Here is a 7,638-nt window from a genome sequence, read left to right on the forward strand (position 1 = left end):
TCCAGAGTGCGCGGCTCCTCCTGCACCAACGGGCGAGGGTGCGTTTCGGTGACGCCTAAAATCCGACTCATGCATCCGGAGCCCCGAGACGAGATCCGGGTGGCGTCGTTCCGCGACCTCGACGCCACCACCCTGTACGCGATCCTGAAGCTGCGTGTCGACGTGTTCGTCGTGGAGCAGAAATGCCCGTACCCGGAGCTGGACGGGCGGGACGACGAGCCCGGCACCCGCCACGTGTGGCTGGCCCGGGGCGACGAGATCCTGGCCTACCTGCGGATCCTCGACGACGGCGGCACCGAGCGGATCGGCCGCGTGGTGACCGCCGTGAACGCGCGCCAGGGCGGCTACGCGAGCAGGCTGATGACCCACGCGCTCGAGGTGATCGGCAGCCGGCCGAGCAGGCTGGAGGCGCAGGCGTACCTCACCGGCTTCTACGGCCGCTTCGGCTTCGTGGCGACCGGACCCGAGTATCTGGAGGACGGCATCCCGCACGTACCCATGAAGAGGTCCTAGGGCAGGGCGGCGACGAGCTCGGTGACCGAACGGCGGCGACCGGTGTAGAACGGCACCTCCTCGCGGACGTGCCGGCGGGCGGTCGACGCGCGCAGGTCACGCATCAGGTCGACGATGCGGTACAGCTCGTCGGCCTCGAACGCCAGCATCCACTCGTAGTCACCGAGGGCGAACGAGGCGACCGTGTTGGCCCGCACGTCCGGGTAGCCGCGGGCCATCTTGCCGTGCTCGGCCAGCATGAAACGCCGCTCCTCGTCGGGTAGCAGGTACCACTCGTAGGACCGGACGAACGGGTACACGCAGATGTACGGGCGGGCCTCCTCGCCGGCCAGGAACGCCGGCAGGTGGCTCTTGTTGAACTCGGCCGGGCGGTGCAGCGCCATCTGGGACCAGACCGGGGCCAGGTGGCGACCCAGCGCCGTCCGGCGGAAGAGCCCGTACGCCTCCTGCAGCGCGTCCGGCGACTCCGAGTGCCACCACACCATGATGTCGGCGTCGGCGCGCAGGCCGGCCACGTCGTACGTGCCGCGCACCACCACGTCCTTGCCGAGCAGCTGCTCGAACAGCGCGTCGACCTCGCCGGCCAGGTCCTCGCGCAGGGCCGGCAGCGGCGACGCGACCTTGAAGACCGACCACATGGTGTAACGGATCGTCGCGTTCAGCTCCTTGACCCGCGCGGCATTCGTCTGCTGATCGGTCATCGCTCCTCCAGGTGTTTCAGGACGTCGTCGGCGGCGCTCTCGCCGCTGGCCACACAGGCCGGAATGCCCACCCCGTCGTACGCGGCGCCGGCCAGCACCAGGCCGGGCCGGTCGCTGAGCGCCGCCCGGGCCAGGGCCACACGGTCGAGGTGCCCCGGGGCGTACTGCGGCAGGCCGCCACCCCAGCGTTGCACCCAGGTCTCCACCGGCGGCGGCAGCTCGCCGCCGAGCAGCCGGCCCAGTTCGGCGTGGGCGGTCGTGGCCAGCACGGGATCGGGCGGCTGCAGCCGCTGCTCCTCGCCGGCCCGGCCCAGCGAGGCCCGGATGATCACCGGACCGCCCTCGCGGTGCAGGTGGGCCCACTTGTGGGTGAAGAACGTGGCCGCCTTGACCAGGGTGCCCTCGGTCGGCGGGACCAGGAAACCGGACAGGTCGGGCAGCGGTGTGCCGGGCGGCAGCGCGATGGCGATCAGCGCGACGCTGGCGTAGTCGAGCGCCTCGATCTCGGCGGCGGCGGACAGGTCCACCCCGGCGAGCATGCGGGCGGCGGGCCGGGCCGGGACCGCGAGCACGACGGCGTCGACATCGTCGGTCTGCGGCGCCGGGACCGGACCCAGCAGCAGCCGCCAGCCGTGCGGGGTGCGGGCGATCTCGCGGACCGGCAGACCGAGGCTGATCCGCGCGCCGGTGGCGGCCGCCGCGGCGGCGACCAGCTGGGTCATGCCGCCGTCGACCGCGCCGAAGACCGGGCGGCCGGGCACGCGGGCGGCAGCGGCCTGCGCGGCGCGCACGGCGGCGGTCAGCGTGTGCTCGCTGCGGGCGGTGCGGGCCAGGGCGGGCATGGTGGTGGCCAGGGAGAGGCGGTCGGCGCGGCCGGCGTACACGCCGCCCAGCATCGGGTCGACCAGCCGGTCGGCGACCTCGTCACCGAACCGGGCCCGGACCAGCGCACCCACGGCGACATCGGCACCGGGATCAAGCAACGGACGGCCCTCGTCGCGGTCCAGGCCGGCGGCCGGCCGCGCGACCGCGCCGAGCAGGCTCAGATCCCCGGGTACGCCGACCAGCGTCCCCTTGGGCACCGGCTGCAACACACCACCGATCGCCAGCGCGGCCGGAACGGCGGACGGATGCACGATGCGGTCACCCAGCCCGAGCCGCCGCACGAACCGCACGGCCGCGGACTCGCCACCGTCCGGCCCGCCCATCAGGAAGGACTCGGCCCCCCGCTCGACGGTGCTGCCGGCCAGCTCCCCGGTGCGCAACTTGCCACCGAGCCGCCCCGACTGCTCGTAAACGATGATCTCGGTGTCGGCGGGCGCCCGGTCCCGGATCCGCACGGCAGCAGCCAGCCCGGCGATCCCGCCGCCCACGACCGCAACCCGCTTCCGCACGAAACAACAGTCTCAGGCCCCGCACTCGCCCGGCCACCCGGGTCCATCAATGTGACAGGCACAGCACGCACCTTCGCCGATGCTCAGCCCCGGTGGATGAGCTCCACCAGGCGGGTGAGGACGTCGGGGTCGGTTTCCGGCATCACACCGTGGCCCAGGTTGAAGATGTGGCCCGGGGCCGCCTTGCCCTCGGCCAGCACCCGCCGGGCCTCGCGCTCCACGACCTCCCACGGCGCGAACAGGATCGCCGGGTCCAGGTTGCCCTGGACCGCCTTGTCCGCCCCGATCAGCGTCGTGGCCTCGTCCAGCGGGGTCCGCCAGTCCACCCCGACCACGTCCGCACCGGCCTCCCCCATCGCGCGCAGCAGCACCGCCGTGCCCACCCCGAAGTGGATCCGCGGCATCCCGGCATCGGCCAGTCCGCCCAGCACCTTCGCCGAATGCGGCAACACGTACCGGCGGTAGTCGGCCTCGGACAGCGCGCCCGCCCACGAGTCGAAGAGCTGGACCGCGCTCACCCCGGCCCCGGCCTGGACCCGCAGGAACGCCAGCGTGATGTCGGCCAGCTTCCCCAGCAGGGCGTGCCAGAGGTCCGGCTCGCCGTACATCATCGCCTTGGTCTTCAGGTAGGTCCGGGACGGTCCGCCCTCGATCAGGTAGCTGGCCAGGGTGAACGGCGCCCCGGCGAACCCGATCAGCGGGATCGGGCCGAGCTCGGGCACCAGCAGCCGCACGGCTTCGTCGACGTAACCGACATCACCCGGCTCCAGCGGGCGCAGCCGGGCCACGTCCGCGGCCGTACGGATCGGCTCGGCCACCACCGGGCCGGTCCCGGCCACGATGTCCAGGTCGACGCCGGCCGCGGCCAGCGGCACCACGATGTCGCTGAACAGGATCGCGGCGTCGACGCCGTGCCGGCGTACCGGTTGCAGGGTGATCTCGGTGACCAGGTCCGGCCGGCGGCAGGATTCCAACATCCCGACCCCCGCGCGGATCTTGCGGTATTCGGGCAGCGAGCGGCCCGCTTGGCGCATGAACCAGACGGGCGTGTGCGGAACCGGCAGGCCGCGGCAGGCCCGGACGAACGCCGAATCTTCGAGGATCGTGGTCACCCGCGACATCGTGCCACGTGAGTGAACGGCGTCGTGCGGCGCGCCGCGCGAGCCGGTACCGCGGTGATCGGCATAGGCTTCGAGGCATGGGTCCCACGTCCGCCGTACCCGAGGCGTTCACCCGCGCCGTCACCGGGCTGCGGGCTGCCGCGCCCCGCGAGGAGATCCTGCTCGAGGAGATCGCGGCGCCGCAGCGGCTGGCCCCGTACGGCTTCGCGCTGAGCGCCACCGTCCTGCGCGACGGTGACGAGGTGGCCAGCGGCCGGCTGATCCTGCTGCACGACCCGGCCGGTCACGACGCCTGGCAGGGCAACCTACGGCTGGTCACGCTGATCACGGCGGAGCTGGAGTCGGACATGGCCGGCGACCCGCTGCTGCCGGCCGTGGCCTGGACCTGGCTCACCGACGGCCTGGAGCAGCACGCGGCGGCGTACACGGCGATCGGCGGCACGATCACCCAGACGACGTCGACCCGCTTCGGCGAGCTGGCCGGCCCGGCCCCGACGGCCGACCTGGAGATCCGCGCCTCGTGGACCCCGACCTCGGAAGACCTGGGCGCCCACCTGCAGGGCTGGTGCACCATGCTCGCCTCGACCGCCGGACTGCCCCCACCCGGCGTAACCGCCCTCGGCAACCGCCAACGAGCGGGCGCCAACTAACAAATTTTGAAGGTGTCGCAGGCTGTCTTGATCGGGACGGCCAGGCCGATGCCTTCCGCGTCCCGGGCCTTGGCCGTGGCCAGCCCGATCACCTCGTCGGCGCTGTTCACCACCGGTCCGCCGGAGTTGCCCGGGTTGATCGGGGCGTCGAACTGGATCGTCGGGCCTTCCGAGTCGTCCGGCCGGTACGCGCTCACCACCCCGGTCGTCACCGTGTCCTCCAGGCCCAGCGGTGCGCCGACCACCACCACCTGCTGACCCGGCTTGACCGTGGCCGGCGCGGTGTCCAGGCCGGCGATCTTGCGGTTGGCGCGCAGCAGGGCCAGGTCGTTGCCCTTGCTGACCTTGACGATGGTCGCGGTCACCTCGTCCTTGCCGCGTTCCAGGAAGACCTTGCGGGCGCCGGAGTTCCAGACCGATTCGACCACGTGGAAGTTCGTCAGCAGGTTGGCCTGGCCTTCCGCGGCTTTGTCGCCGACCGAGAACGCCGTACCGGTGAAGTTGCCGGCCCGGACCCGGAAGACGCTCGGCAGCACCGACGACGAGATCGCCTCGGGGTCGAAGACCGCGGCGAGCTTCTGCTCGAGCTTGTCCGCCCGCTCGGTCAGCTGGTCCTGGCGTTGCAGCGCGCCGGCCAGCTGGTCCGCGCTGGCGCCGAGCCGGCTGTCCACCCGGTCGAGCCGCCAGGCCTGCCAGCCCGCCACCAGGAGCAGCACCAGGACCAGGAGCATCGTCATCAGCCGGCTGCGGCCACGGCCGTTGAGCACGGCCGGCTCGGTCGCCGGATCAGCCACCACGGGGTACGTGGCCGCGCCCTCGGGCGACGGCAGGTACGGCGCACCGAACCGGCTCGCCGGGCGCGGATGACCGAACCGGGGCTCGGGCCGGTGCGCGGTGGCCCATTCGCCCGAGGGGTGGTCGGGCAGACTGAGCAGCGGGTCCTGCGGTGGCCGGCGCGGGCCCGGCACCCCGAAGGGGTCGTAGGCGGTCGTCATGCGGCGCGGGCCTCCCGGGGATAGACGCTCCGGTGTCTAGTACGGACGGGAAGGGGTCCGCGGACGGGCGTGTGCGGGCTTTCTTGAAACAGGCCCGAGTGGATCGAGGCCCGACGCGCCGGGACCCGGCTGCGCACACCGGGGGCGGTACCCCCGTACGGTTACGGAGTGACCGACGAAGCACCCCTGCGCCGTCGGGACGCGCCGGACCAAGCAGGGGACGGACCGCACGCCGTGCCGCCCGACCCGATGTCTGGCGGTCCCGAGAGCGAACCTGCCCGCACCTCCGTTCCCCTCACCGCACCCCGCGACGGCACGCCCCGGCCGGTCGAGACCGCCGATGAGCTGGCCGAAGTGGTCGCGCGGATGACCGCGGGCTCCGGCCCGGTGGCGGTCGACGCCGAGCGCGCGTCCGGCTACCGCTACACCCAGAAGGCCTACCTGGTGCAGTTGCGCCGGGCCGGGGCCGGCACGGTGCTGATCGATCCGATGCCGCTGGACGACCTGCGCACCCTGGACGAGGCCCTGGCCGAGACCGAGTGGGTGCTGCACGCGGCGAGCCAGGATCTGGCCTGCCTGGCCGAGGTCGGGATGAAGCCGCGCCGGCTGTTCGACACCGAGCTGGCCGCCCGGCTGGCCGGTTTCGAGCGGGTCGGGCTGGCCGCGCTCACCGAGCAGCTGCTGGGCTATTCGCTGGAGAAGCACCATTCGGCGGCGGACTGGTCGACCCGGCCGCTGCCGGAGTCCTGGCTGACGTACGCCGCCCTGGACGTCGAGCTGCTCACCGACCTGCGCGATCTGCTGGCCGCCGAGCTGGAGCGGCAGGGCAAGTCGGCGTGGGCCGCCGAGGAGTTCGCGGCCCTGGTGGCCAGCGCCGACCGGCCGCCACGCAGCCGGCCGGACCCGTGGCGGCGTACCTCCGGCATCCACCGGGTCCGCGGCGCCCGCGCCCAGTCCCGGGTCCGCGCCCTCTGGTACGCCCGCGACGGCGTGGCGGCCCGCCGCGACTCAGCTCCGGGCCGGGTCCTGCCGGACTCGGCGATCATCGCCGCGGCCGAGCTGGACCCGAAGGACGAACGCGCGCTGCTGGCCCTGCCGGGCTTCGGCGGCCGGTCGGTGCGCCGGCTGGCCCGGGTCTGGCTGGACGCCCTGGACGCGGCCCGCGCACTCCCCGACGACGAACTGCCGGTGAACGTGCCGGTCGACGGCCCGCCCCCGCCGCACCGCTGGGCCGAGCGGGACCCGGTCGCGGCGGCCCGGTTGCAGCGCTGCCGACAGGTCGTGATCGGTACGGCCGAAGCACACACCCTGCCCCCGGAGAACCTGATCAGCCCGGACTTCATCCGCCGGCTGGCATGGTCACCCCCGGAGGACGTGACACCGCAGACGGTGGCGGACACTCTGCGGGGCTTCGGCGCCCGGAACTGGCAGGTGGGCCTGATCGCCGACGGCATCGCCAAGGTCCTCCCGGAACCGCCCCCGGTCGCCCCACCGCCGCCGGCCAACTGATCGACACCGCGCCTGCCGCGACCGCTCGCCGGTCGCGGCAGGCGCTTTTCGCCATGCACCCACCCGGCATTCGCCAGAACTGCCCTACGCCACCTGCAGCCTGCTCACGTGCCGCGGCGACCCCGACACTCCCCGGCACGCCCCACCCCGCTAGATCTTCGGCAAGGGGAATCAACAGCAGATCTTGGTAAAAATCGGCCCCCATAGCGGCCATTTTCTACCAAGATCTTCCCGCCGGGACGAGCCGAGAGGCGGGCCGGCAGGCGAGCCGAGAGGGAGGCCGGCAGGCGAGCCGAGAGGGAGGCCGGCAGGCGAGCCGAGAGGGAGGCCGGCAGGCGAGCCGAGAGGGAGGCCGGCAGGCGAGCCGGCAGGCAGGTCGGCAGGCCAGGAGGCGAGCAGGCAGGCGGGCCGAGAGGCGATTCAGAAGGCGACGCATCGCGCGAGCGCGGGAGATAGAGGCGTAGCTGGGGGTACCCGCCGGGCGGGCGAGGTAGAGGCGAAGCCGAGCGGTACCCGCCAAGCAGGCGAGGTATAGGCGAAGCCAAGGGGTACCCGCCCAAGCGGGCGAGATGGAGGCGAAGCCGGGAGGTCCCCGCCGGGCGGGCAAGGTGTAGGCGTAGCCGGGAGGTCCCCGCCGGGCGGGCAAGGCGGAGGCGAAGCCGGGAGGTCCCCGCCGGGCGGGCAAGGCGGAGGCGAAGCCGGGAGGTCCCCGCCGGGCGGGCAAGGCGGAGGCGAAGCCGGGAGGTCCCCGCCGG

At 73.4% G+C, this 7,638-nt stretch carries 7 protein-coding genes; 3 read left to right on the top strand and 4 right to left on the bottom strand.

The genetic code is table 11. The features are described from left to right. Positions 1-69 precede the first annotated feature (69 nt). Entirely contained in the window at positions 70-513 is a 444-nt protein-coding gene (locus AB0C12_RS18915) for a GNAT family N-acetyltransferase (protein WP_360549560.1), read from the top strand. On the opposite strand, the gene hemQ is transcribed toward AB0C12_RS18915, so the two are convergent. The 3 genes from hemQ to hemE all read right to left on the bottom strand — a co-directional run bounded on the left by hemQ (position 510) and on the right by hemE (position 3,720). Further along, positions 510-1,214 carry a hydrogen peroxide-dependent heme synthase gene (hemQ, locus tag AB0C12_RS18920; protein ID WP_360549562.1) on the bottom strand — a complete coding sequence of 235 codons (705 nt, stop codon included), beginning with the start codon at positions 1,212-1,214 and terminating at the stop codon, positions 510-512. The two genes, AB0C12_RS18915 and hemQ, sit on opposite strands and share 4 nt — an antisense overlap. After that, positions 1,211-2,608 (bottom strand): protoporphyrinogen oxidase, encoded by a 1,398-nt coding sequence (gene hemG / locus AB0C12_RS18925; protein WP_360549564.1) that lies wholly within the window; start codon positions 2,606-2,608, stop codon positions 1,211-1,213. The genes hemQ and hemG overlap by 4 nt, the downstream gene beginning before the upstream one ends. A gap of 83 nt (positions 2,609-2,691) precedes the next feature. Then, positions 2,692-3,720, bottom strand: coding sequence for a uroporphyrinogen decarboxylase (gene hemE / locus AB0C12_RS18930; protein ID WP_360549566.1), 1,029 nt, complete (start codon positions 3,718-3,720; stop codon positions 2,692-2,694). A gap of 86 nt (positions 3,721-3,806) precedes the next feature. On the opposite strand from hemE, the gene AB0C12_RS18935 reads away from it, so the two are divergent. Beyond that, positions 3,807-4,379 (top strand): DUF3000 domain-containing protein, encoded by a 573-nt coding sequence (locus AB0C12_RS18935; protein ID WP_360549568.1) that lies wholly within the window; start codon positions 3,807-3,809, stop codon positions 4,377-4,379. Here the strand turns inward: AB0C12_RS18935 and AB0C12_RS18940 are convergent. After that, positions 4,376-5,374 carry a S1C family serine protease gene (locus AB0C12_RS18940; protein ID WP_360549570.1) on the bottom strand — a complete coding sequence of 333 codons (999 nt, stop codon included), beginning with the start codon at positions 5,372-5,374 and terminating at the stop codon, positions 4,376-4,378. The genes AB0C12_RS18935 and AB0C12_RS18940 overlap by 4 nt on opposite strands. 168 nt (positions 5,375-5,542) lie before the next feature. On the opposite strand from AB0C12_RS18940, the gene AB0C12_RS18945 reads away from it, so the two are divergent. Next, positions 5,543-6,883, top strand: coding sequence for a ribonuclease D (locus AB0C12_RS18945; protein ID WP_360549572.1), 1,341 nt, complete (start codon positions 5,543-5,545; stop codon positions 6,881-6,883). The last annotated feature ends 755 nt before the right edge of the window (positions 6,884-7,638 follow it).

It is taken from the genome of Actinoplanes sp. NPDC048967 (genome assembly GCF_040649415.1).
Taxonomy (GTDB): Bacteria; Actinomycetota; Actinomycetes; order Mycobacteriales; family Micromonosporaceae; genus Actinoplanes.

Bases quoted from the DNA above. Each gene is read 5' to 3' on its own strand.
- AB0C12_RS18935 (WP_360549568.1), top strand. From the start codon at position 3,807: ATGGGTCCCACGTCCGCCGTACCCGAGGCGTTCACCCGCGCCGTCACC.
- hemQ (WP_360549562.1), bottom strand. From the start codon at position 1,214: ATGACCGATCAGCAGACGAATGCCGCGCGGGTCAAGGAGCTGAACGCG.
- AB0C12_RS18940 (WP_360549570.1), bottom strand. From the start codon at position 5,374: ATGACGACCGCCTACGACCCCTTCGGGGTGCCGGGCCCGCGCCGGCCA.
- AB0C12_RS18915 (WP_360549560.1), top strand. From the start codon at position 70: ATGCATCCGGAGCCCCGAGACGAGATCCGGGTGGCGTCGTTCCGCGAC.